Raw genomic sequence first — 22,571 nt, forward strand, 5'->3', positions numbered from 1 at the left:
CCATCGGCGTCAGTCGTCCGACTCGGCGCCCGCCCGCCCGAGCAGCTCGCGCAGGAGCTGCTCGTCGTCGGGCGTCAGCGTCGTGACGAAGCTGGCGAGGACGGCCTCGCGGTCGCTCTCGCCGTCGAGCACCTTGCGCATGCGGAACGCCGCGAGCCCCGCTTCGTCGGAGGCGGGGGTCCACGCGAAGGACCGGCCCGCGCGCTCCCGGGTCACCACGTCCTTGGCGAGGAGGCGGGTCAGGATCGTCATCACGGTCGTGTACGCGAGGTCGCCGCCGATCCGCTCCTGCACCCAGGCGGCACTGACCGGGCCGCGGGCGGTGTGCAGCGCGGCGAGGACCTGCTGCTCCAGCTCGCCCTGCGCGCGACGGCGCAGCCGCGGCCGGCGCTCCTCGCGGTCGTCGTGCTGCTCCATGCCCGGGCTCCCTCCAGCCTCCTGGTGCTCCGCGGCGGCCGGGAGCGCCACATCGTAACGGGCCCGACCCGCCCCGCCCTCTTCTACATTCCTGTAGATTTTACGGAACCGGCACCCGGAACACCGAGAACTCGAACATCAGGAGGACATCGTGGGAGTTTCCCTGGCCAAGGGCGGCAACGTCTCGCTCAGCAAGGAGGCCCCGGGCCTCACCGCCGTGCTGGTCGGCCTGGGCTGGGATGTGCGCACCACGACCGGCACGGACCACGACCTGGACGCCAGCGCGCTGCTCTGCGACGACTCCGGGAAGGTCGTCTCAGACCAGCACTTCGTCTTCTACAACAACCTCACGAGCCCGGACGGTTCGGTCGAGCACACCGGCGACAACCTCACCGGTGAGGGCGAGGGCGACGACGAGGCCGTGAAGGTGGACCTCGCGCGGGTGCCCGCCGAGGTCAAGAAGATCGTCTTCCCGGTGTCGATCCACGACGCGGAGAACCGCGGCCAGAGCTTCGGCCAGGTGCGCAACGCCTTCATCCGCGTCGTGAACCAGGCGGACGGCGTCGAGCTCGCGCGCTACGACCTCTCCGAGGACGCGTCGACGGAGACCGCCATGGTCTTCGGCGAGCTCTACCGCCATGGCGCGGAGTGGAAATTCCGCGCGGTCGGCCAGGGTTATGCCAGTGGACTGCGGGGCATCGCGTCGGACTTCGGCGTGAACGTCTGACCGCAGTCCCTGACGGCATCCGGCCGCGACCCTTGAGGAGGCAGGTCATGTACGGCGACCAGGAGACGGTGCGCAAGATCCTGACGGAGCTGGGCGACACCTGGGCCGTCGTGGGCCTGTCCGCCAACCGCGAGCGGGCGGCGTACGGCGTCGCGGCCGTCCTCCAGCGCTTCGGCAAGCGCGTCGTGCCGATCCACCCCAAGGCCGAGACGGTCCACGGCGAGCAGGGCTATCCGTCCCTGTCCGCCGTGCCGTTCACGGTCGATGTGGTCGACGTGTTCGTCAACAGCGGCCTGGCGGGCCAGGTCGCCGACGAGGCCGTGGCGGCCGGGGCCGCCGCGGTCTGGTTCCAGCTCGGCGTGATCGACGAGGCGGCGTACGAGCGCACGCGCGCGGCCGGCCTGGACATGGTCATGGACCGCTGCCCGGCCATCGAGATCCCGCGGCTCGGCTAAAGGCTGTTGCACAACGACCGAACGATCTTTCGTGACCGTTTCACGGTGTCACCCAGACCGGCGAAAACGGGAGCAGAATCGGGCGGTTGACCTTGCGATTGGTGGCCGGATCCGAACGTGATCGCCGTTGTGCAACACCCTTTAGGAGCCGGGCCCGCGCGGCCGGGGTTCAGAACGGCTTCGCGGGCCAGTCGAGCAGGCGTGCGCCGATCACCGCCGTCTGAAGTGTGTAACGGTGCACGGGGTCCGTCGGGTTGGCGCCCGTGAGCCGGTGGATGCGTGCCAGACGGTAGGTCAGCGCGCGCACGCTCAGCGCCAGCCGGCGGGCGGCCTCCGCCGCGACGCAGCCCGAGTCGAAGTAGGCGGCCAGTGTGTCGATGAGCGGCTGCGCGCCGCCCCGGGCCTCGCACAGCGGGCCGAGGGTGTTCACCACCAGGTCGGCCATGGCCTGCCGGTCGCGGGTCAGGACGGGATAGACGAGCAGGTCGGCGGCGCGCAGTACGGGCTCGTCGATCTCCAGGCGCTCGGCGAGGTCCAGGGCGTTCAGCGCTTCCTCGTACGACTGGACGACGCCGCCGGGGCCCGGCTGCGGGCGGCCGATGGCGACGCGTCCGCCGTCGGTGGCGGCGTACGCCTGCTTGGCGAAGAACGTCAGGACCTCGTCCTGGTCGCCGGGGGCGACGCACACCAGGCGGCCGTCCTTGGTGGTCAGCAGGATGCTGCGGTCGCCGAACCGGCCGATCAGGGCGCGCTCGACCTCGCGGGGCACAGGGTGCCCTTCCTCGTAGCCGCTCGGGCCCTCCGCGACGGCGACCGCGTGCTCGTAGGACAGGCGCAGCCCGAAGCGTTCCGCGCGTTCGGCGAGCAGGCCGAGGTCGCTGCGGCCGTAGAGCAGGTCGTCGATGAACTCCCGTCGGACGGCCTCCTCTTGGCGGACGGCGAGCCGCTGGGCGCGTTCGTACCCTTCGGCGAAGGCGTCCACGGCCTGTTCGGCGGCGGCCAGCACACTGTCGGCGGAGACCGTCCGCGAGGCGGGCCAGTGGGCGCGGGTGGCCGCGAGGTGTGCGCCGACCAGGGACCGCAGACCGTGCCCCGCGTCCGCCGCCCGCTCGCCGAGCGCGCGCCGCGAGTCCAACTCCTCGCGGGTCAGCCGCCGCCCCGTCGACGAGGCGGCGGCGAGGATGCGGGCATAGCCGTCGAGATACTCCTCCGGTATGTCCTGCTCAGCCATGCCCGCCCCTGTCACCTTGATGAATCGTTGATGCCTTTCTAACGCATGACGGGGAAGCCGAGGGACACGGAACAATCCGCGCTCGCGCGTGGTTGGGTACGGCATGCCTCTGACTGGAGATTACGAACCCGGTACGTGGGACTGGGCGAGCAAGCAGGCCGAGCTGTACGAGAGCTCCGGCGGCACCGAGGGCACGACGTTGATGGGCAAGCCCGTCATCGTGCTGACGTCGCTGGGCGCCAAGAGCGGAAAGCTGCGCAAGAACCCCCTGATGCGCGTCGAACACGAAGGGGAGTACGTGGTGGTGGCCTCCAAGGGAGGTGATCCCGCGAACCCGTCCTGGTACCACAACCTCGTGGCACATCCGCAGGTGGAGTTGCAGGACGGTCCGGTGAAGAAGGACTACCGCGCGCGGATCGTCACCGGCGCGGAGCGGCAGCTCTGGTGGGAGCGGGCGGTCGCGGTGTGGCCGGACTACGGCGAGTACCAGAAGAAGACCACCCGCGAGATCCCGCTCTTCGTCCTGACGCCCATCGAGGCCTGACGCGAACCGCGAGCCGTCGCGTCAGGCTTCTTCCTGTTCGCGGCGGCGCGCGCGGTACGCCCGGAGGTTCGCCGCGTTCCCGCAGGTCTTCACGTCGTGCCAGACGCCGCTGTTGTTGCGGGAGCGGTCGTAGAAGGCGACCCGGCAGAGCGGGTTGCGGCAGGTCTTGAGACGGCGGGCGGTGTCCGCCCGCTGCCCTTCGTACACCGCGGCGAGGGTCAGCGCCACGAGGTGGCGCCAGCCGGTGCCGTGCGGCTCCAGGCGTACGACGCCGTCCTCCCCGAGCCGCAGCGCGGCTTCCCCTGAGTACGGCGCGACCGGCCCGGGAGCCTCCGCGTCCCCCTTCCCCTCCGGTGCGGCGAGCCCGCTGAGCGCCTCGCGGAACGACCGCAGTTCACGCAGGCCCTTGGCGTCGAGGGTGACGCGCGGCGCGGGCTGCCCGGTCGCCGTCGCCCACTCGGCGGCCGCCTCGTCCGCCCAGGTCCGCGCCTCCGGCAGCCCGTCGAGCAGGTCGGGCCAGGGAGGCGCGCCGGCGGAGACGGTGTTGAGCAGGTCCTGGACGAGTCCGAGGCCTCCGGGAGCGGGCTCCAGGCGGTACCGGGCGGTCGCGGACCAGGTCATGGTGGATCACTCTCCGGGGATCGAGGGGGACGCCGCCCACTCTTTCACGCGGCGCCGCGCTCCCCTCTCACGCCAGGGGTCTCACACCAGGGCTCTCACACCAGCGCGTCGAGAAGCGAGGCGTCGTACGGCAGCGCCTCGTGCAGGCGCCCGGTGAGCGCCTTGGCCGGCCAGTCGGGGTCGGCGACCAGCGCGCGGGCGACGGCGACGACGTCGAACTCGTCGCGCTCCAGGCGGTCGAGCAGCGGGTCGATGCCGGTGACGCCGGACCGCTGGGTGCGTCCCGGCGCCCCGGCGAACTGCTGGTCGAGGCCTACGGAACCCACGGTGATCGAGGGCCTGCCGGTCAGCTTCTTGGTCCAGCCCGCGAGGTTCAGGTCGCTGCCGTCGAACTCGGGGAGCCAGTAGCGCCGCGTGGAGGCGTGGAAGGCGTCCACGCCCGCTGCCGCGAGGGGCGCGAGCAGCTGCTCCAGTTCGCCCGGGTCCTCGGCGACGCGCGCGTCGTAGTGGTCGGTCTTCCACTGCGAGAGGCGGAACAGGACCGGGAAGCCGGGCGATACCGCGGCGCGTACGGCGGCGACGATCTCGGCGGCGAACCGGGCGCGGGAGGCGTGGCCGCCGCCGTAGGAGTCGGTGCGGGTGTTGGTGCCGTGCCACAGGAAGGCGTCGATCAGATAGCCGTGGGCGCCGTGCAGTTCGACTCCGTCGAAGCCGATGCGTTCGGCGGCCGCGGCGGCTTCGGCGAAGGCCTCCACGACCGCGTCGATGTCGTCGAGCGTCATGGCCCTGCCGTGCGGACGCCCGTCGAGGCCGACCCCCGAGGGGCCCTCCGCGGGGACGCCGAGCGGCGGGACGGCGGCGGTGCGGACCACGCCCGTGTGCCAGAGCTGCGGCATGATCCGGCCGCCCGCCGCGTGCACCCGCTCGGCCACCCGGGCCCAGCCGGCCAGTGCTCGTACGCCATGGAAGTGCGGCACACGGTCGTAGGCGGCGGCCGCGTCCCGGCCGATGTAGGTGCCCTCCGTGACGATCAGCCCGGCGCCTCCCTCGGCGCGCCGTGCGTAGTACGCGGCGACGTCCTCGCCGGGCACACCGTCCGGCGAGAAGCGCCGGGTCACGGCGGCCATCGCGATGCGGTTGCGCAGCGTCAGGCCGCCGAGGGTGTAGGGCCTTCCCAGCAGGTGTGCGGCACGGGACCGCGGGTCGGCGTGGGTCGGGTCCGAAGGGATCTGCATGCCTTGCTCCTCTGGACGCACGGAGATCAACGGCATAAGCGTGAACCTTTCGCTTCTGTCGTTTGCGCGCGGGGCGGCGGCTTCTCTGATCCGGTCAGGCCGCGCGGTGACGGGAACGTGACGTGCGCCGCAAACAGTGTGTGCCTGTTGTCGGCGGCGGCCGGAACTGATCGGGTACCGGTGACGGAGCAAGGCGAGGACCACCAGAACCACCAGGAGAACTCCCCATGACGACCGGGTACTTCACCTCCGTCGACGATGTCGCGGCCCGGCTCGCCGGGAGCGGCTATCTGGCCTCCCCCGCGGTCGCCACCACCGTCTTCCTTGCCGACCGGCTCGGCAAGCCCCTGCTGGTGGAGGGACCGGCCGGCGTCGGCAAGACGGAGCTGGCCAAGGCCGTCGCCGAGGTCGCGGGGGCCCGGCTGGTCCGCCTCCAGTGCTACGAGGGCGTCGACGAGTCCCGGGCGCTGTACGAGTGGAACCACGCCAAGCAGCTGCTCCGCATCACCGCCGGGCGCGACGAGTCGTGGGACGAGACGCGCACGGACATCTTCGGCGAGGAGTTCCTGCTCTCGCGCCCGCTGCTCACGGCGATCCGCGGCGGCGACCCGAAGGTGCTGCTGATCGACGAGACCGACAAGGCCGACGTCGAGGTGGAGGGCCTGCTGCTCGAAGTCCTGAGCGACTTCCAGGTCACGGTGCCGGAGCTGGGCACCATCAGCGCGGAGCGCCGCCCCTTCGTCGTCCTCACCTCCAACGCGAGCCGGGAGCTGTCCGAGGCGCTGCGCCGCCGCTGCCTGTTCCTGCACATCGGCTTCCCCGAGGAGGAGTTGGAGCGCCGCATCGTCCGGGCGAAGGTGCCGGGCCTGGACGAGGCGCTCGCCGAGTCGGTGGTGCGGGTCGTGGGCGCGCTGCGCGCGATGGACCTGCGGAAGGTGCCCTCGGTCGCCGAGACCATCGACTGGGCGCGCACCCTGCTCGCGCTCGGCGCCCGGAGCCTGGACGAGACGGTCGTGCGCGACACCCTCGGCGTCCTCCTCAAGCATCAGGACGACGTGGTGAAGGCGGCGGCCAAGCTGGACCTGGACGCCGTGTGACCGCGCTCCCCGACGGATTCGCCCGGCCGGTTGCCGAGGAGGGGATCAGCGGCCGGCTCACCGGCCTCGTCCAGACGTTGCGCTCCCACGGGCTGCGCATCGGCACGGGCGAGACGGTCGACGCGGCGGCGGCCCTGGAGGCGCTCGGCCTCGCCGACCGTGAGCGGGTCAGGGAGGGGCTGGCCGCCGCGCTGCTCCACCAGGACGGCCAGCGGGCGGTGTTCGACCCGGTCTTCGACCTCTACTTTCCGCTGGGCGTCGGCGCGCCCGACGGTACGACCACCGGGGGCGGCGACGCCGAGCCCGATCGGGACGCGCTGCGCGAGCGCCTGGTCGCCGCGCTCGCCACCGACGACCGGGCGCTGCTGGAGCAGTTGGCGCGCGAGGCGGTGGCCGGCTTCGGCGGGTACGGCTCGGGGCAGGGCGGCTCGGACGGCTGGTCCTCCCACCAGACCCTGAGCCGGCTGCGGCCGGAGACGCTCCTCGCGCGCGTACTCGCCGCCCTTCGCGCGGGCCCCGCCGCCGACGGGGACGCCGCGTTCACGGACCGTCTGGAGGCCGACGAGATCCGGCGCCGCATCGAAGGGTTCCGTGAGCGGGTCCGGACCGAGGCACGCCGCCGGGTCGCCGAGCGGCGGGGCACGGAGGAGATCGCCCGCCGGGCCGTGGCGACCACCGCCGACCGCGTCGACTTCCTCGTCGCGGGCCGCGCCCACCTGGACGAGCTGCGCAGGACCGTGCACCCGCTGGCCCGCAAGCTCGCGACCCGCCTGGCCGCCCGTCGCAGGCGCGCCGCGCACGGTGCCGTCGATCTGCGTCGCACGCTGCGCGGCTCCCTGTCGACGGGCGGTGTGCCGATGCGGCCGGTGCTGCGCCGTCGCCGTCCCGCGCGTCCCGAGCTGGTGCTGCTCTGTGATGTGTCCGGCTCGGTGGCGGGCTTCGCGAGCTTCACGATGCTGCTGGTGCAGGCGCTGCACGACCAGTTCAGCAAGGTGCGGGTGTTCGCGTTCGTCAATCGGGCGGACGAGGTCACCGGGCTGCTGACGCACGGCTCCACGGACCCGGTGGGCCTCGGTGCCCGCATCCTCGGTGAGGCGGCGGTCACCGCATGGCACGGCAGCAGCGACTACGGCACGTCCCTCGGGGAGTTCGCCGAGCGTCACCTCGACGCGGTCGGCCCGCGGTCCACGGTCTTCGTCCTCGGGGACGCCCGTACGAACATGAGCGACCCGAACCTCCCGGCGCTGCGGCGGATCGCCGGGCGGGCCCGCCGGGTGTACTGGCTCAACCCCGAGCCGCGCTCGCAGTGGTCGACCGGTGACTCGGCCGCGTACGCGTACGCGGAGCTGGTCGAGATGCACGAATGCCGCAACGCCCGGCAGCTCGGCGAGCTGATCGCGCGGCTGCTGCCGGTGTGACGCCGAAGCCTTCCCACCAGCCCGGAGTCATGACCTGTCGGGGTCCGCGAGCAGTTCCTCGGCGATGCTCTTGTCCAGGGCGGCGCGTACGAGGGCCGCCGCCAGGGCCGCGGGGTCGCTGTACCCGGCGAGGCGCACCAGTTCGTCCGGGTCGTCGGGCAGGCCGAGCCGCCGCGCGCCCTGCAAGGCCTTGTCGCCGAGGCGCGGCGCCACGCCCGGCCATACCCGCTGCGCCTCTCGCAGGAAGATGTCGGCGCCCATGGGCCCGAGGCCTGGCACCTTCTGGAGCCGGCGGCTCAGCTCCTCCTCGTCGTCGCCCGCCCCGTCCCGCAGGCGGCGCAGATCACCTCCGTAGTCCCGCAGGACCAGCTCGGCGCCCTCCCCGAGCTGCGTGGAGGTCCGCTCGTCGTAGCGCCGGTAGCCGCCCCGGCCGAGCGCGTCGACGCGGGCCTGCCACGACGCGTCGGCCATGCGCCGCGCGTCGCGCATCCCGGCGTCGAAGAGTTCCCTGGCCGCGGCCACCGCCACGGTGGCGCGGATGCGGGCGCTCAGCAGGACCGACAGGACGAGCAGCTGGTACAGCGGCTGCGGCGTGTCCCGCAGCCGGATGCCGGCGTCCTCGGCGTAGGTGCTGCCGTGGGCGTCGAGCAGCGCCCGCACGACGGAGGGGGCGCGGCGGCTTCGGTCGGCCATGGTTCTCCTCATGGTGCATGGTCTGCACGGTCGGGGTGCTCCCTGCCCATGATGGCCGACGTGTGCACCTCTGGCCTGCGGGTACACAGCCGCTCTGACCCCAGCAGAAGGAGCAATTGTGGCTGTACGCCAGAAGAACGTGTTCGTGATCGGTCTGGACGAGGCCAACCTCCCCACGCTGCACGCCGTCCCGCACGCGCAGGACTACCGCTTCCATCCGCTGCTCACGATCGAGGAGCTCCAGGGCGGCGAGGTCTCCGTACCGGAGCTGATGGAGAAGGCACAGAAGACCCTCGACGCGTTCGACGGCAGCATCGACGCGATCGTCGGTTACTGGGACTTCCCGGTCAGCACGATGGTCGCGATGCTGGGCGACCGGTACGGCACCCGCAGCACCAGCCTGGAGTCGGTCGTCAAGTGCGAGCACAAGTACTGGAGCCGCCTGGAGCAGCAGAAGGTGATCGATGAGCATCCGCGCTTCGGCCGGGTCGACCTGGAGGCGAGTACGCCGAAGCCGCCGGAGGGCGTGCGCTTCCCGATGTGGCTCAAGCCCGCCCTGTCGTATTCCTCCAAGCTCGCGTACAGCGTGAAGAACGAGGAGGAGTTCGACGCGGCCGTGGCCAGGATCAAGGAGGGCATCGGCACGGTCGGCCGACCCTTCGAGCACATACTCGACCAGATCGAGGTGCCCGAGGAGATGGCGGGCATCGGCGCGCAGGTCTGTCTCGCCGAGGAGGCGCTCTCCGGCATCCAGGTCGCGGTCGAGGGTTACGTCCACCGGGGTGAGGTCACGGTCTACGGCGTCCTCGACTCCATCAACTACCCGGACTCCTCGTGCTTCCTGCGCCACCAGTACCCCTCCACGCTGCCGGAGCCGGTGGTGCGGCGCCTGCACGACGTGTCGGAGCGGGTGATGCGGCAGATCGGCATGGACGACGCGACCTTCAGCATCGAGTACTTCTACGACCCCGGCACGGACGAGCTGAACCTGCTGGAGATCAACCCCCGGCACTCGCAGGCGCACGCGGAGCTGTTCGAGTACGTGGACGGTGTCCCGAACCACCACTGCATGGTCAGCCTCGCCTTCGGCGAGGACCCGAAGCTCCCCCACCGCGAGGGGCCCTGCGCGACGGCGGCCAAGTGGTACTACCGGTGGTTCGCCGACGGCGTGGTGCACGACGTACCGACGCGCGAGGAGATCGACCGCATCGAGCGGGAGATCGGCGACGTCCGGATCGACGTGCTGGTCGAGGAGGGCCAGCGGCTGTCCGACGCCGGTCACCAGGACAGCTACAGCTACGAGCTGGCCCACTTCTCCATCGGGGGCGACGACGAGGAGGACCTGCGGCGCAAGTACGACCGGTGCGTCGCCGCGCTCGGCCTCACCTTCGACGAGACGGAGCCCGGCGGCCGCGACGTCACCAACGACTAGCACGGCCGACGCGACACAGGCACCAGAGAACCGACCGAGAGGATGGCACGGCCCCATGCGTTACGTGGGCAATCTCCCGTACGCGACAAAAGAGGAAGAACACGTCCTCATCCCGATGTCCGACGGCGTCCGGCTGTCGGCGCGCGTCTGGCGCCCCGCGTCCTCGGACGACGCGCCGGTACCGGCCGTCCTCGAGTACATCCCGTACCGCAAGCGCGATCTGAGTTCCGTGCGCGACTCGATCCACCACCCCTACATCGCGGGGCACGGCTACGCGTGCGTGCGCGTGGACGTGCGCGGTACGGGCGAGTCCGAGGGCGTCCTGCGGGACGAATATCTGGAGGTGGAGCAGACCGACGCCGAGGAGGTGCTCGCCTGGCTGGCCGAGCAGCCCTGGTGCGACGGCTCCACCGGCATGATGGGCATCTCCTGGGGGGCGTTCGCCGCGCTCCAGGTCGCCGCGCGGCGGCCGCCGAGCCTGAAGGCCATCGTCATCTCGTCGTTCACGGACGACCGGTACGCCGACGACATGCACTACATGGGTGGCGCGATGCTGTCGGACAACCTCGCCGAGGCGGGGACCATGTTCGCGTACGCCACCTGTCCCCCCGACCCGGCCGTGGTCGGCGACCGCTGGCGCGAGATGTGGCACGAGCGCCTTGAGAACGCACGCCCCTGGGTCCTGGAGTGGCTGCGCCACCAGCGGCGCGACGACTACTGGAAGCACGCCTCGGTCTGTGAGAACTACCAGGACGTACAGTGTCCCGTCCTCGCCTCCAGCGGCTGGGCGGACGGCTACTCCAACGCCGTGACCCGGCTGCTCGGCAATCTGGACGTGCCGCGCAAGGGACTGATCGGCCCCTGGTCGCACAAGTATCCGCATCTGGGCGAGCCGGGCCCGGCCATCGGCTACCTCCAGGAAGTGGTGCGCTGGTGGGATCACTGGCTCAAGGGCGAGGACAACGGCGTCATGGAGGGCCCGATGCTGCGGGCCTGGATGCAGGACAGCGTGCCGCCCTCCACGGCATACGAGGAGCGCCCGGGCCGCTGGGTCGGTGAGCCGCACTGGCCGTCGCCGCACATCGAGGAGGTCAGCCGTCCGCTGACCCGGCACCGCATCGCCTGGGACGGGGAAGTGGTCGGCAAGGACGGCTCCGGCTCCGGTGAGGCCATGACCGTGCAGTCCCCGCTGTCGGTCGGCCAGTTCGCGGGCAAGTGGGCCTCCTACAACGCACCGCCCGACCTGCCCTACGACCAGCGCGAGGAGGACGGCGGCTCGCTGGTCTTCGACTCCCCGCGGCTGACCGAGCCGGTGGAGATCCTCGGCTCCCCCGCCATCGACCTCGACCTGTCGGTCAGCGAACCGGTGGCCACGGTCGCCGCCCGGATCTCCGACGTGGCCCCCGACGGGCGGGTCACCCGGGTGACGTACGGCGTGCTCAACCTCACCCGCAGGGACGGCACGGGCGAGCCCGAACCCCTGGAGCCGGGGCGCCGCTACCGCGCGACGCTCCAGCTCAACGGCGTGGCCCAGTGCTTCCCGCCGGGCCACCGCATCCGGCTCTCGCTGTCCACGTCGTACTGGCCGCTCGCCTGGCCCCCGCCCCGGCCGGTCCTGCTCAGCGTGTACGAGGGCACCAGCGCGCTGCGGCTGCCGGTGCGGCCGGTCTCCGAGCCGGACAACGCGCCGCTGCGCCCCTTCGGCGAGCCCGAGGGCACCGAGCCGCTGGCCACCACCCGGCTGACGCAGCCGGACCAGCGCTGGGAGGTCAGGCGGGACCTGATCGGCTACAACTCCGCGCTGGAGATCGTCAAGGACCGCGGGACCGTGCGGTACGAGGACATCGGGCTCGACGTCGGCTGCCGCGCCTTCGAGCGGTACACGTCCACGGGCGAGGACTTCACGTCGGTGACCGGTGAGTCGGCCTGGACCATGAGCTTCGCGCGGGACGACTGGGACGTGAGCGTGCACACCCGCACGGTGCTGCGCTGCGACGAGGACGGTTTCCTCGTCGACGCGACGCTCGACGGCTATGAGGGGGAACGCCGCGTCTTCTCCCGGACGTGGAACGAGACCGTGCCCCGGGACTGGCTCTAGCGGGCCGGTCACCCTCACCCCACGGGCGCGTTATGCACCTTTTGCGTAGCCTGTGGGCAAGATCCGCAAGATCCGCAGCCCGGCCGCCCCACCGGATTGACCCGGTGGGGCGGGGGAACCCGCAGGATCAACGAACGCCGAGCATGAGAACCATGAGAACAGGGAGCCGCCATGGCTGTCACACCTCGTACCGGGCCGCTGCCGGGCCGGCCGGAGTCCTACTGGATGGACAGCACCGGGCCGACGTCCTACCCGCCGCTGGCCGAGGACATCGAGGTGGACGTCGCCGTGGTGGGCGGCGGCATCGCCGGGCTCAGCACGGCCTGGGAGGTGGCCCGCACCGGGCGCACGGTAGCGGTCCTCGAAGCCGACCGCATCGCCGCCGGGGTGACCGGCTACACCACCGCCAAGCTGTCCTCCCTGCACACTCTCGTGTATGAGCGGCTGCGCAGCACGCGCGGGGCGGAGGCCGCTCATCTGTACGCCCGCTCGCAGCAGGAGGCGGTGGAGCACGTCGCGGCCGTCTGCGCGGAGGTCGGCATCGACTGCCAGCTGGAGCGCGCGCCCGCCTACACCTACACCGTCCGCCCCGAGGAGACCGACCAGCTGCGGGCCGAGGCCGCAGCGGCCCGTGAGGCGGGGCTGCCCGCCGAGTACACCGAGGTCACCGGTCTGCCCTTCGACGTGGCGGGCGCGGTGCGCGTGGAGGACCAGGCGCAGTTCCATCCCCGCGCCTATCTCCTCGCGCTCGCCGCGGACCTGCTCGCGCAGGGCGGCGTCATCCACGAGCGGACCCGCGTGACCGGCCTGCGCGAAGGCTCGCCGTGCCGGGTGACCGCCGAGTCCGGGCACACGGTGACCGCGAAGTCCGTCGTCGTCGCCACGCACTACCCCGTCTTCGACCGCGCCCTGCTCTTCGCCCGGCTGTCGGCCCAGCGCGAGCTCGTCGTCGCCGCTCCGCTGGCCCCCGGGCAGGACCCCGGCGGCATGTACATCACGCAGGAGGAGGGCAAGCGTTCGGTGCGCACCGCGCCGTACGGCGACGACGGCGGGCGGCTGCTCATCGTCACGGGTGAGGGCTTCACCCCCGGCACGGGTGACGCCGCCGCCGGGTTCCGGGCGCTCGACGCGTGGATGCGGGAGCGCTTCGACGTCGGGGAGACGGCCTACCGCTGGGCGGCCCAGGACAACTCCGTGACCGACGGCGTGCCGATGGTGGGCCCCTTCCACCCCGGCGCCCGCCACACCTACGTGGCCACCGGCTTCGGCGGCTGGGGGATGAGCGGCGGTGTCATGGCCGGCACCCTGCTCGCCCGGCTGATCCAGGGCGAGAAGTCCCCCTGGGCCGACCTGTACGACCCGCGGCGGCTGCTGACCACCGTCCGGGAGGTGCCGGCGCTGCTGGGCCAGCAGGCCGAGGTCGCCAAGCACTTCGTCGGCGACCGGCTGCGCAGTCACGTCGATTCGGTGGACGAGATCCCCGCCGGCTCGGGCGCCGTGGTCCGGGTCGAGGGGCGCCGCTGCGCGGTGCACCGCGACGCGGGCGGTGCGCTCCACGCCGTCTCGGCCCGCTGCACCCACATGGGCTGCCTGGTCGCGTTCAACGAGGCGGAGACCACGTGGGAGTGCCCCTGCCACGGCTCCCGCTTCGGCACCGACGGAGAGGTGCTCCAGGGGCCCGCGACGCGTCCGCTGGAGCCCCGGGAGCTGCCCGGCTCATAAGGTCCCCGGGCCATAACGTCCTTGAGCCATAAGATCGGCGGGCCATAGGCTCCCCGGGTCCGTCACAAAGGCCAACTTCCGCCCTTCTGCTCCTTCGTACCCTCTCGTAACGTCAGCACGGCTTGTTCTGGCCATGACGAAGAAGAGGGTGCCCATGCGCAGACGCCTGCTTCATCTGGTCCTCGCCCCGCTCGCGGGCGTCGTCCTCCTGGCAACTCCACCGGCGGGCGCGGCGCCGCCGGGACCGGGCGATGTCTACCGCCCGGTCCGCGGCCCCGCCGCACCGGCCGAGTACCGCTACCTGCAGAAGACCGTGCCGGGCGAGCCGATCCCCCGGCACGCCCACGAGAACGCCGCCGCGCAGGCACGCGAGCTGCCCACCACGGGCAGCCGTTGGAAGGCGCTCGGCCCCACCAACATCGGCGGCCGGATCGTGTCGCTCGCCCTGGACCCGAAGCGGGCCGACACCCTGTACGCCGCCGCGGCCAGCGGCGGTGTCTGGCGCAGCACGGACGCGGGCCGCACCTTCAAGTCCGCCTGGCCCGACAGCTGGACCCAGGCCATGGGCGCGGTCGCCACCGGGCCGGACGGCGCCCTGTACGCGGGCACCGGCGAGCCCAATCCCGGCGGCGGCAGCATCACGTACGAGGGCACCGGTCTCTATCGCAGCGCCGACGGGGGCAGGAACTGGCGGCGGATCGGGCTGCGGGACTCCGGTGCCATCAGCGCGATCACAGTGGATCCCCGCAACCCGCGCCGCATCTACGTGGCCGCGGCGGGTTCCCTCTACAACGGCGGTGGTGACCGCGGCGTCTACCGCTCGGAGAACGGCGGCAAGACCTGGCGGCGGATCCTGTCCGGCGCCAACGACTTCACCGGGGCCACCGAGATCGTCGTCCGGGGCAAGCGGCTGTACGCCGTGCTGTGGGACCACCGCCGTACGCCGGAGCTGCGCACCTACGGCGGCGTGGGCTCCGGGATCTTCCGCAGCGACGACGACGGCAAGAGCTGGCGGCGGCTCGGCGGCGGACTGCCCGCACAGGGGCCGGACGTGGGCCGGATAGGCCTCGCGGTCGCGGGCGAGAAGGCGTACGCGATCGTCAACAAGACCAGCGGCTCCTTCGAGGGCTTCTACGCGTCCACCGACGGCGGCGACCACTGGCGGCGCACCCCGGCCGACCAGAAGCTGACCGACTCGCAGTCGTCGTTCGGCTGGTGGTTCGGCAAGGTGTGGACCGACCCTAAGGACGCGGACCACGTGCACGTGGCGGGCGTTCCTCTGATGACCACGAAGGACGGCGGCGCCACCTGGAGCGCCGACGACACGAGCATCCACGTCGACCAGCACGCGATGGTGTGGGACCCGCGCAGGCCGGGCCGCGTCTACCTCGGCAACGACGGCGGCGTCTACCGCTCCGACGCGAACGGCGACGGCGGCTGGACCAAGGCACGGCACGAGCCGTACACCCAGCTGTACAGCGCGGCCCTCACCCCGCAGGACACCGGCCGGATCTCGGGCGGCTCCCAGGACAACGGCTCGCTGCGCTCCTGGGGCGGGCCCCGCTTCAACGAATACCTCGGCGGCGACGGCGAGGAGAACCTGATCGACCCGACGGACGTGAACAAGGTCTTCGCCTGCTACCAGTACGGCAACTGCTTCCGCTCCACGGACGGCGGTGACACCCTCACCTACTTCGCCGACAAGACGACGTTCAAGCGCCGCAACTGGTTCACGCCCGTCGTCCTCGACCCGAAGGACCCGAGCGTCCTCTACTACGGCTCCGAGGTGGTCAACCGCTCCACGGACGGCGGTGTGACCTGGCAGCCCGTCAGCCCCGACCTGTCCGGGGGCCCGGGCCCCGACCCGCTCTACGCCAACTACGGCACGATCACCTCGATCGCGCCCGCCGGTGACGGCCGCACGCTCTACGCGGGCACCGACGACGGCCGGGTCTGGGTCACGAAGGACCTCGGCGCGCACTGGACGAAACTGGCCGAGGGCCGCTCCTGGGTGACCCGCGTCGTGGTCGACCCGCATGACCCCGACCGCGTGTACACCACCCACTCCGCCTACCGCTCAGGGTCCAACAAAGCGCATGTGTACGGCAGTTCGGACGGCGGCAGGAGCTGGCGGAACCTGTCGGGCAACCTCCCGGACGCGCCCGTCAACGACCTCGTCCTCGGGCACGGCGGGCGGCTGCACATCGGCACCGACCAGGGCGTGTTCACCTCCCGTTCCGGCAAGCCGGTGTGGTCGCGCCTCGGCCGGGGCATGCCCGCGGTCCCCGTGGACGACATCGAGTACGACGCCGGGCACCACCGCCTGCTGGCGGCCACGTTCGGCAGGGGGTTCTACGAACTGTCTACGAACTGACCACCCGCTGAGGGCGGTTCACGGGCGCCTCGTGGTGGATCGGCGTCCGTGAACCGGTGAGCGGCAGGCCCGTGCCGCCCTGTCTGGCCGCGACGATCTCCGCCGCGATGGACAGGGCGGTCTCCTCGGGCGTGCGGGCACCGAGGTCGAGCCCGATCGGCGAGCGCAGCCGCAAGCGTTCCTCCTCGGTGACGCCGACGTCGCGGAGCCTGCGGTCGCGGTCCTCGTGGGTGCGGCGCGAACCCATCGCGCCGACGTACGCGACGGGCAGCCGCAGCGCCGCGGCGAGCAGCGGCACGTCGAACTTGGCGTCGTGGGTGAGCACGCACAGCACCGTGCGCTCGTCCGTCCCGGTCCGCTCCAGGTAGCGGTGCGGCCACTCGACCACGATGTCGTCCGCCTCGGGGAAGCGCAGCGGCGTCGCGAAGACGGGGCGGGCATCGCAGACCGTGACGTGGTAGCCGAGGAACTTCCCGGCGCGGACCAGGGCCGCCGCGAAGTCGACGGCTCCAAACACGATCATGCGGGGCGGCGGCACGCTCGACTCGACCAGGAACGTCAGGGCACTCCCGCAGCGCGAGCCGCTCTCCGAGACGGTGAACTCGCCGGTGCGGCCGGCCGCCAGGAGGGCGCGGGACTCCCCCGCCGCCGTGCGGTCCAGTTCCGGGTGCCCGCCGAGGCTGCCCTCGTACGTCCCGTCGGCCCGGACCAGGAGCGCCTTGCCGAGGAGGTCGGCGGGGCCGCGGGTGATGCGGGCCAGGGCGGCCGGCTCACCGTGGGCGGCGGCCGACAGGGCGGCGGCGAGCACCGCCCTGTGCGGCGCGTCCCGGGTCACCGGGGTGACGAGCACCTCGATGACGCCGCCGCAGGTGAGGCCGACCGCGAAGGCGTCCTCGTCGCTGTAGCCGAACCGTTCGACCGTGGCCGTGCCGTCCTGGAGGGCGTTGACGCACAGGTCGTACACCGCGCCCTCCACGCAGCCGCCGGAGACCGAGCCGATCGCCGTGCCCTCGCTGTCGACGGCGAGGGCGGCGCCGGGACCGCGCGGTGCGCTGCCGCCGACGTCCACGACGGTGGCGACCGCGAAGTCCCGGCCCTCCTGAACCCACTGGTGCAGTTCAGCGGCGATGTCAAGCACCGCTGCCGCCCGCCTCGGTCACAGCTCCCTCGGGCCGGCCGTCCTCGACCACACGGTCGGGGCGGATCGGCAGGTTCCGGTGGCGGACGCCGGTCGCGTGCCAGACCGCGTTGGCGATCGCCGCGGCCGCGCCGACGATGCCGATCTCGCCGATGCCCTTGATCCCCACGGGGTCCTCGGGGTCGGGGTCATCCACCCAGTCCGCCTCGATGTGCGGCACATCGGCGTGCGCGGCGACGTGGTAGCCCGCGAGGTCGGGGCCGACGGGAGCGCCCGATGCCCGGTCCCTGACCGCCTCCTCGTGCAGCGCCATGGACAGGCCCCAGGTCATGCCGCCGACCAGCTGGCTGCGCGCGGTCAGCGGGTTGATGATCCGGCCGGCGGCGAAGATGCCGAGCATGCGCCGTACGCGGACCTCGCCGGTGGTGACGTCCACGGCGACCTCGGCGAACTGCGCACCGTAGGAGTGGCGTTCCTTCTGCGAGAGGGTGCCGAGGAGGGCGCTGGTGTCGGAGCGCGCGGTGATGCCCTCCGCCGGGATGTCGCCGCCGGGTACCAGCTTCTCGCGCAGCTCGCGCGCCGCTGCCGTGACCGCCCAGCCCCAGGACCGGGTGCCCATGGAACCGCCCGCGATCATGGCGGGGCCGAAGTCGCTGTCGGCGATGTGGACCTTGACGCGGTCCGGCGCCACCTCCAGGGCGTCGGCGGCGATCAGCGTGAGCGCGGTCCGCGCGCCGGTGCCGACGTCCGCCGCGGTGATGCGCACCGTGAACGTCCCGTCGGCCTGCGCCGTCACGGCCGCCGTGGCCGGGCCGACGAGCACCGGGAAGGTGGCGGCGGCCGTGCCGGTGCCGATCAGCCAGCGGCCCTCGCGGCGCGTGCGGGGGCGCGGGTCGCGGCCGGCCCAGCCGAATCTGCGGGCGCCCTCGTCGAAGCAGGCGGTGAGGTTGCGGCTGCTGAACGGCAGCCCGGAGACGGGCCCCACCGCCGGTTCGTTGCGGGCCCGCAGCGCGATGGGGTCCATGCCGCACTTCTCGGCGAGTTCGTCGAGCGCGGACTCCAGCGCGAACGACCCGGGGGCCTCGCCGGGCGCCCGCATCCAGGTCGGCGTCGGCACGTCGAGGCGTACGACGCGGTTGACGCTGTGGTGCGCGTCGGCGGCGTACATCGGACGCCCGAACCCGGCGCTTGCCTCGACGAACTCATGGACGGTCGAGCTCAGGCTCAGGCCCTGGTGGTCGAAGGCGCGCAGCCGCCCGTCGGGCTCCGCGCCGAGCCGCACGCGCTGCGCGGTGGGGCTGCGGTAGCCGACGAGGGAGAACATCTGGCGTCGGGTCAGCACGACGCGGACGGGGCGGTCCAGGACGGTCGCCGCCATCACGGCGCAGACCTGGTGGACCCGCAGGCCCTTGGAGCCGAAGGCGCCGCCGACGTGCTCGGAGCGCACGCGCACCGAGGACGGGTCGAGGGAGAACAGCTTCGCCAGCTCGTCCGCGATCCAGGTGCTGCCCTGGTTGGAGTCGACCACGTCGAGACGGCCGCTGTCCCACCGCGCGGTCGCCGCGTGCGGCTCCATCGGGCTGTGGTGCTCCTCCGGCGTGGTGTACTCGGCGTCCACGACGTGCGTGGAAGCGGCCAGTTCGGCCTCCAGGTCGCCCTTCTCCACCAGCATGCCGTCGGTGTCCGGCGTGTACGTGCCGGGGCGCCCGGCGGAGAACTCGATGTCGTGCGGTTCCTGGTCGTAGTGGACGACCAGGGCCTCGGCGGCCTCCCGCGCCTGCTCGGACGTCTCGGCGACGACGAGCGCCACCGGCCAGCCCACGAAGGGCACCCGGTCGTGCTGGAAGACCCCGACGATCGGGTCGGGGCGCCCCAGCATGCCCTGGTAGTCCGCGTCGACGCGCGGCGCGTTGCCGTGGTGCAGGACACTCAGGACACCGGGCATCGCGAGGACGGGCTCGGTCTCGACGGAGCGGATACGGCCGCGGGCGATGGTGGACAGCACGAGCCAGCCGTGGGCGAGGTCGGTGAAGGGGATCTCGCCGGCGTAGCGCGCGGCGCCGGTGACCTTGTCGAGGCCCTCGATGCGGGTGTGCGCGGTACCGACGGAGCCCGTCACCGCGGTGGGTCCGGTCGTCGTGGTCATCGGGCGGCCTCCTCGGTGAGTTCGGTCAGCAGGGCCACGACGAGGTTGCGCAGCAGCGTCACCTTGTACGCGTTGTGGGGGAGCGTCCGCGCGGCGGCCAGTTCGGCGTCCGCGGCGGCGGCGAACGCCTCGGCGTCCGCCGGGCCCCCGGTCAGGACCCGCTCGGCCTCCCGCGCCCGCCACGGCCGGGACGCGACCGCCCCGAAGGCGAGTCGCACCTCACGTACGACACCGTCATGGACGTCGAGCGCGCCGGCGATGGAGCCGATGGCGAAGGCGTAGGAGGCACGCTCGCGCACCTTGCGGTAGCGGGAGTGGGCGGCGACCGGGACGGGCGGCAGGATGACACCGGTGATCAGCGCGCCGGCCGGCAGCGCGGTCTCCAGGTGCGGGGTGTCGCCCACCGGGAGGTAGAACTCCGCGAGCGGCAACTCACCGGTGCCGTCGGCCGATTCGTACGTGACGACGGCGTCGAAGGCGGCGAGCGCCACCGCCATGTCGGAGGGGTTGGTGGCCACGCAGTGCTCGGTGGCGCCGAGGACGGCGTGGTTGTGGTGCTCGCCCTCGATGGCCGAGCAGCCGGTGCCGGGGGCGCGCTTGTTGCACGGCTTGCTCAGGTCGGTGAAGTAGCCGCAGCGGGTGCGCTGGAGGAGATTGCCGCCGACGGTCGCCATGTTGCGCAGCTGACCGGAGGCGCCCGCGAGGACGGCCTGCGCCAGCGCGGGGTAGCGGCGGCGGACCTCGGGGTGGGCGGCGAGGTCGCTGTTGGTGACGGTCGCGCCGATGCGCAGGCCGCCTTGGGCGGTGGACTCGATGCCGTCCAGGGGCAGTTCGCGTACGTCGACCAGGCGCGCGGGTCGCTCGACGCCGGTCTTCATCAGGTCGACGAGGTTGGTGCCGCCGCCGAGATAGCGGGCCTCGGGGTCGGCGCCGAGCAGGGCGACCGCGCCGCTCACGTCGTGGGCGCGCTGGTACGCGAAGTCCCTCATATCGCTTCCTCTTCTGCGCGGGCGGCCTTCGCGACGGCCTGCACGATCGACACGTAGGCACCGCAGCGGCAGAGGTTGCCGCTCATCCGCTCGCGGATCTCCTCCGCGGTGAGCTCGGGCACGCCCGCTTCGGGCCGCACGTCCTCGGTGGCGGCGCTCGGCCAGCCCGCCGCGTGCTCCTCGATCACGCCGAGGGCCGAACAGATCTGTCCGGGGGTGCAGTACCCGCACTGGAAGCCGTCGAGGTCGAGGAAGGCCTGCTGCACGGGGTGGAGCCGGTCGCCGTCGGCGACGCCCTCGATGGTGGTGATCTCACGCCCCTCGGCGGCGACCGCGAGCTGGAGGCAGGAGACGGCGCGGCGGCCGTCGATCAGCACCGTGCAGGCGCCGCACTGACCCTGGTCGCAGCCCTTTTTGGTGCCGGTGAGATCGAGCCGCTCGCGCAGCGCGTCGAGCAGGGTGGTGCGGTGGTCGACGGACAGTGTGTGCTTCTCACCGTTGATGTTGAGGGTGAGGGCACTGGTCGTCGATGGAGCCATGAGCAGCCTTCTTTCGCGGATGGCGTCGAACGAGGCGGTCCCGGCGGGAGGTTCGGGAGGCGGTGGCGCTGTACAGGAGAAGGAGAGGGGTTTCTCGGGGCGCGGGCTGTCCCCAGCGGCCGGATCTGGCGCTATGGTTGCCCTAAGTGGACAGTTGTCCAGTTGCCCATCAGTCGTCGAACTTAGTGGACACCTGTCCGCTTAGCAAGGCCGTATCGGCCGCGAGGCGCGGAAGGAGAGCGAGTGGGGCACCACAAGGACGCGCCCATGCGCTCGGACGCGCAGCGCAACCGCGAACGCATCCTGGAAGTCGCCCTGATGGAGCTGACGCGGTCGAGCGACGCGCCGTTGAGCGCGATCGCGAAGAAGGCGGGTGTGGGCCAGGGGACGTTCTACCGCAACTTCCCCAACCGCGAGGCACTCGTCCTGGAGGTCTACCGCTACGAAGTGCAGCAAGTGTGCGACGCGGCCTGCCAGTTGCTCCACTGCCGCACCCCCGACCAGGCCCTGCGGGAGTGGATGGACCGCCTCGCCCAGTACGCCATGGCCAAGGCGGGCCTGGCCGACGCCATACGCCGGGCGACCAGCGCGCTCGGCAGCCTGTCCGGGGTGGGCCACGGCCCGCTGACCCAGGCCGTCGCGCACCTCCTGAAGGCGAACGAGGAAGCGGGCACCATCCGCCCGGGCGTGACCCCCGACGACTTCCTGCTCGCCATCGCCGGGCTCTGGCAGATCGACCCGCAGAGCGACTGGCAGGCGCGCGCGGGGCGCCTCATGGATCTCGTCATGGACGGACTGCGGGCCGGCGCTCCCGGGCGCTGAGCCCCCCCAGCCCCCAGGAGGCGTATTCCGCGCCGTCCCATCGGATTTCCGATGCCTCCCATTGGTTTCCGCATTGGATAGTTATGTCCGATCGATCTACCTTCGAGATGTCGCCGTACTGACGATCTGAACACAGAACGTCAGACTCTCGGACTCTCGGAGTGAGACCACACCATGTCGAAGATCCTTTTCGTTGTCACCGGCGCCGACCACTGGACACTGGCCGACGGCAGCCGCCACCCGACCGGCTTCTGGGCCGAGGAGGCCGTGGCCCCCTACGAGGCCTTCAAGGCCGCCGGGCACGAGGTAGTCGTCGCCACCCCGGGCGGCGTGGTTCCCACCGTCGACCGCGGCTCCCTCGCCCCCGAGGCCAACGGCGGCCAGGAGGGTGCCGACAAGGTCGCCGCCTCGCTCGCCGCCTTCACCGAGCTCCAGGGCCCGACCGAGCTGGCGGAGGTGGACCTCGCCGACTACGCCGCCGTCTTCTACCCCGGCGGCCACGGCCCCATGGAAGACCTCGCCGTCAACGCCGACTCCGGCAGGCTCCTCGCCCTCGCCCTGGAGATCGGCATGCCGCTCGGCGTGGTCTGCCACGCCCCGGCCGCCCTGCTCGCCGCCACGAAGGACGACGGCTCGAACGCCTTCGCCGGGTACCGCCTGACCGGCTTCACCAACGCCGAGGAGACCCAGGCGGGCTTCGCCGAGCGGGCCAAGTGGCTGCTCCAGGACCGTCTCGTCGAGGTCGGCGCCGACTTCCAGGAGGGCGAGCCCTGGGCCCCGAAGGTGGTCGTCGACCGCAACCTCGTCACGGGCCAGAACCCCGCCTCCTCCGCGCCGCTCGCCGCCGAGCTGCTGAAGAAGCTGGCCTGAGCC

Annotated in this window: 20 protein-coding genes; 11 read left to right on the forward strand and 9 right to left on the reverse strand. The window is 72.2% G+C overall.

Going from position 1 to position 22,571, the window contains the following annotated elements:
- Positions 1–9: 9 nt before the first annotated feature.
- Entirely contained in the window at positions 10–417 is a 408-nt protein-coding gene (locus KKZ08_RS02760; RefSeq protein ID WP_223772895.1) for a BlaI/MecI/CopY family transcriptional regulator, read from the reverse strand.
- 151 nt (positions 418–568) lie between these two features.
- Here KKZ08_RS02760 and KKZ08_RS02765 point away from each other — a divergent pair, with 151 nt between their 5' ends.
- Positions 569–1,144, forward strand: coding sequence for a TerD family protein (locus tag KKZ08_RS02765; protein ID WP_223772896.1), 576 nt, complete (start codon positions 569–571; stop codon positions 1,142–1,144).
- Between the two features lie 47 nt (positions 1,145–1,191).
- Positions 1,192–1,599 carry a CoA-binding protein gene (locus KKZ08_RS02770; RefSeq protein WP_223772897.1) on the forward strand — a complete coding sequence of 136 codons (408 nt, stop codon included), beginning with the start codon at positions 1,192–1,194 and terminating at the stop codon, positions 1,597–1,599.
- Positions 1,600–1,768: 169 nt separating this feature from the next.
- Here the strand turns inward: KKZ08_RS02770 and KKZ08_RS02775 are convergent, their stop codons facing one another.
- A complete protein-coding gene (locus tag KKZ08_RS02775) occupies positions 1,769–2,830 on the reverse strand; it encodes a helix-turn-helix domain-containing protein (protein ID WP_223772898.1) in 1,062 nt (353 codons plus the stop codon).
- Positions 2,831–2,933: 103 nt separating this feature from the next.
- On the opposite strand from KKZ08_RS02775, the gene KKZ08_RS02780 reads away from it, so the two are divergent.
- The gene (locus tag KKZ08_RS02780) at positions 2,934–3,374 is read left to right on the forward strand and encodes a nitroreductase family deazaflavin-dependent oxidoreductase (protein WP_223772899.1); all 441 of its coding nucleotides are present in this window, start codon (positions 2,934–2,936) and stop codon (positions 3,372–3,374) included.
- Between the two features lie 21 nt (positions 3,375–3,395).
- On the opposite strand, the gene KKZ08_RS02785 is transcribed toward KKZ08_RS02780, so the two are convergent.
- Both KKZ08_RS02785 and KKZ08_RS02790 read right to left on the reverse strand, forming a co-directional pair.
- Positions 3,396–3,995, reverse strand: coding sequence for a CGNR zinc finger domain-containing protein (locus KKZ08_RS02785; RefSeq protein WP_223772900.1), 600 nt, complete (start codon positions 3,993–3,995; stop codon positions 3,396–3,398).
- Between the two features lie 95 nt (positions 3,996–4,090).
- The gene (locus KKZ08_RS02790; protein ID WP_223772901.1) at positions 4,091–5,230 is read right to left on the reverse strand and encodes a 12-oxophytodienoate reductase; all 1,140 of its coding nucleotides are present in this window, start codon (positions 5,228–5,230) and stop codon (positions 4,091–4,093) included.
- 227 nt (positions 5,231–5,457) lie between these two features.
- Between KKZ08_RS02790 and KKZ08_RS02795 the strand changes: the two genes are divergently transcribed.
- Both KKZ08_RS02795 and KKZ08_RS02800 read left to right on the forward strand, forming a co-directional pair.
- Positions 5,458–6,327 (forward strand): MoxR family ATPase, encoded by an 870-nt coding sequence (locus tag KKZ08_RS02795; RefSeq protein ID WP_223772902.1) that lies wholly within the window; start codon positions 5,458–5,460, stop codon positions 6,325–6,327.
- Positions 6,324–7,745 (forward strand): VWA domain-containing protein, encoded by a 1,422-nt coding sequence (locus KKZ08_RS02800; RefSeq protein ID WP_223772903.1) that lies wholly within the window; start codon positions 6,324–6,326, stop codon positions 7,743–7,745. Before KKZ08_RS02795 ends, KKZ08_RS02800 begins: the two co-directional genes overlap by 4 nt.
- A gap of 27 nt (positions 7,746–7,772) precedes the next feature.
- Here the strand turns inward: KKZ08_RS02800 and KKZ08_RS02805 are convergent, their stop codons facing one another.
- On the reverse strand, positions 7,773–8,438 hold the full coding sequence (locus KKZ08_RS02805; protein WP_223772904.1) for an endonuclease: 666 nt from the start codon (positions 8,436–8,438) through the stop codon (positions 7,773–7,775).
- A gap of 115 nt (positions 8,439–8,553) precedes the next feature.
- Between KKZ08_RS02805 and KKZ08_RS02810 the strand changes: the two genes are divergently transcribed.
- The 4 genes from KKZ08_RS02810 to KKZ08_RS02825 all read left to right on the forward strand — a co-directional run bounded on the left by KKZ08_RS02810 (position 8,554) and on the right by KKZ08_RS02825 (position 16,064).
- Complete coding sequence (locus KKZ08_RS02810; protein ID WP_223778886.1) at positions 8,554–9,870, forward strand: ATP-grasp domain-containing protein; 1,317 nt, start codon at positions 8,554–8,556, stop codon at positions 9,868–9,870.
- Positions 9,871–9,925: 55 nt separating this feature from the next.
- Positions 9,926–11,968 carry a CocE/NonD family hydrolase gene (locus tag KKZ08_RS02815; protein WP_223772905.1) on the forward strand — a complete coding sequence of 681 codons (2,043 nt, stop codon included), beginning with the start codon at positions 9,926–9,928 and terminating at the stop codon, positions 11,966–11,968.
- A gap of 171 nt (positions 11,969–12,139) precedes the next feature.
- Positions 12,140–13,690 (forward strand): FAD-dependent oxidoreductase, encoded by a 1,551-nt coding sequence (locus tag KKZ08_RS02820; RefSeq protein ID WP_223772906.1) that lies wholly within the window; start codon positions 12,140–12,142, stop codon positions 13,688–13,690.
- 154 nt (positions 13,691–13,844) lie between these two features.
- Entirely contained in the window at positions 13,845–16,064 is a 2,220-nt protein-coding gene (locus tag KKZ08_RS02825) for a sialidase family protein (RefSeq protein WP_223772907.1), read from the forward strand.
- Here KKZ08_RS02825 and KKZ08_RS02830 read toward each other — a convergent pair.
- From KKZ08_RS02830 to KKZ08_RS02845, 4 genes are read right to left on the reverse strand one after another with little or no spacing between them, the layout of a single operon-like run.
- Positions 16,054–17,202: an XdhC/CoxI family protein gene (locus KKZ08_RS02830; RefSeq protein ID WP_223772908.1), complete on the reverse strand. Its 1,149-nt coding sequence runs from the start codon at positions 17,200–17,202 to the stop codon at positions 16,054–16,056. The two genes, KKZ08_RS02825 and KKZ08_RS02830, sit on opposite strands and share 11 nt — an antisense overlap.
- Positions 17,195–19,348: a xanthine dehydrogenase family protein molybdopterin-binding subunit gene (locus tag KKZ08_RS02835; protein WP_223772909.1), complete on the reverse strand. Its 2,154-nt coding sequence runs from the start codon at positions 19,346–19,348 to the stop codon at positions 17,195–17,197. Before KKZ08_RS02835 ends, KKZ08_RS02830 begins: the two co-directional genes overlap by 8 nt.
- Positions 19,345–20,337 (reverse strand): xanthine dehydrogenase family protein subunit M, encoded by a 993-nt coding sequence (locus tag KKZ08_RS02840; RefSeq protein WP_223772910.1) that lies wholly within the window; start codon positions 20,335–20,337, stop codon positions 19,345–19,347. Before KKZ08_RS02840 ends, KKZ08_RS02835 begins: the two co-directional genes overlap by 4 nt.
- The gene (locus KKZ08_RS02845; protein ID WP_223772911.1) at positions 20,334–20,876 is read right to left on the reverse strand and encodes a 2Fe-2S iron-sulfur cluster-binding protein; all 543 of its coding nucleotides are present in this window, start codon (positions 20,874–20,876) and stop codon (positions 20,334–20,336) included. Before KKZ08_RS02845 ends, KKZ08_RS02840 begins: the two co-directional genes overlap by 4 nt.
- A gap of 267 nt (positions 20,877–21,143) precedes the next feature.
- Here KKZ08_RS02845 and KKZ08_RS02850 point away from each other — a divergent pair, with 267 nt between their 5' ends.
- Positions 21,144–21,698 carry a TetR/AcrR family transcriptional regulator gene (locus KKZ08_RS02850; RefSeq protein ID WP_223778887.1) on the forward strand — a complete coding sequence of 185 codons (555 nt, stop codon included), beginning with the start codon at positions 21,144–21,146 and terminating at the stop codon, positions 21,696–21,698.
- Positions 21,699–21,872: 174 nt separating this feature from the next.
- Positions 21,873–22,568 carry a type 1 glutamine amidotransferase domain-containing protein gene (locus KKZ08_RS02855; protein ID WP_223772912.1) on the forward strand — a complete coding sequence of 232 codons (696 nt, stop codon included), beginning with the start codon at positions 21,873–21,875 and terminating at the stop codon, positions 22,566–22,568.
- Positions 22,569–22,571: the final 3 nt, after the last annotated feature.

Source organism: Streptomyces sp. 135, assembly GCF_020026305.1.
Taxonomy (GTDB): domain Bacteria; phylum Actinomycetota; class Actinomycetes; order Streptomycetales; family Streptomycetaceae; genus Streptomyces.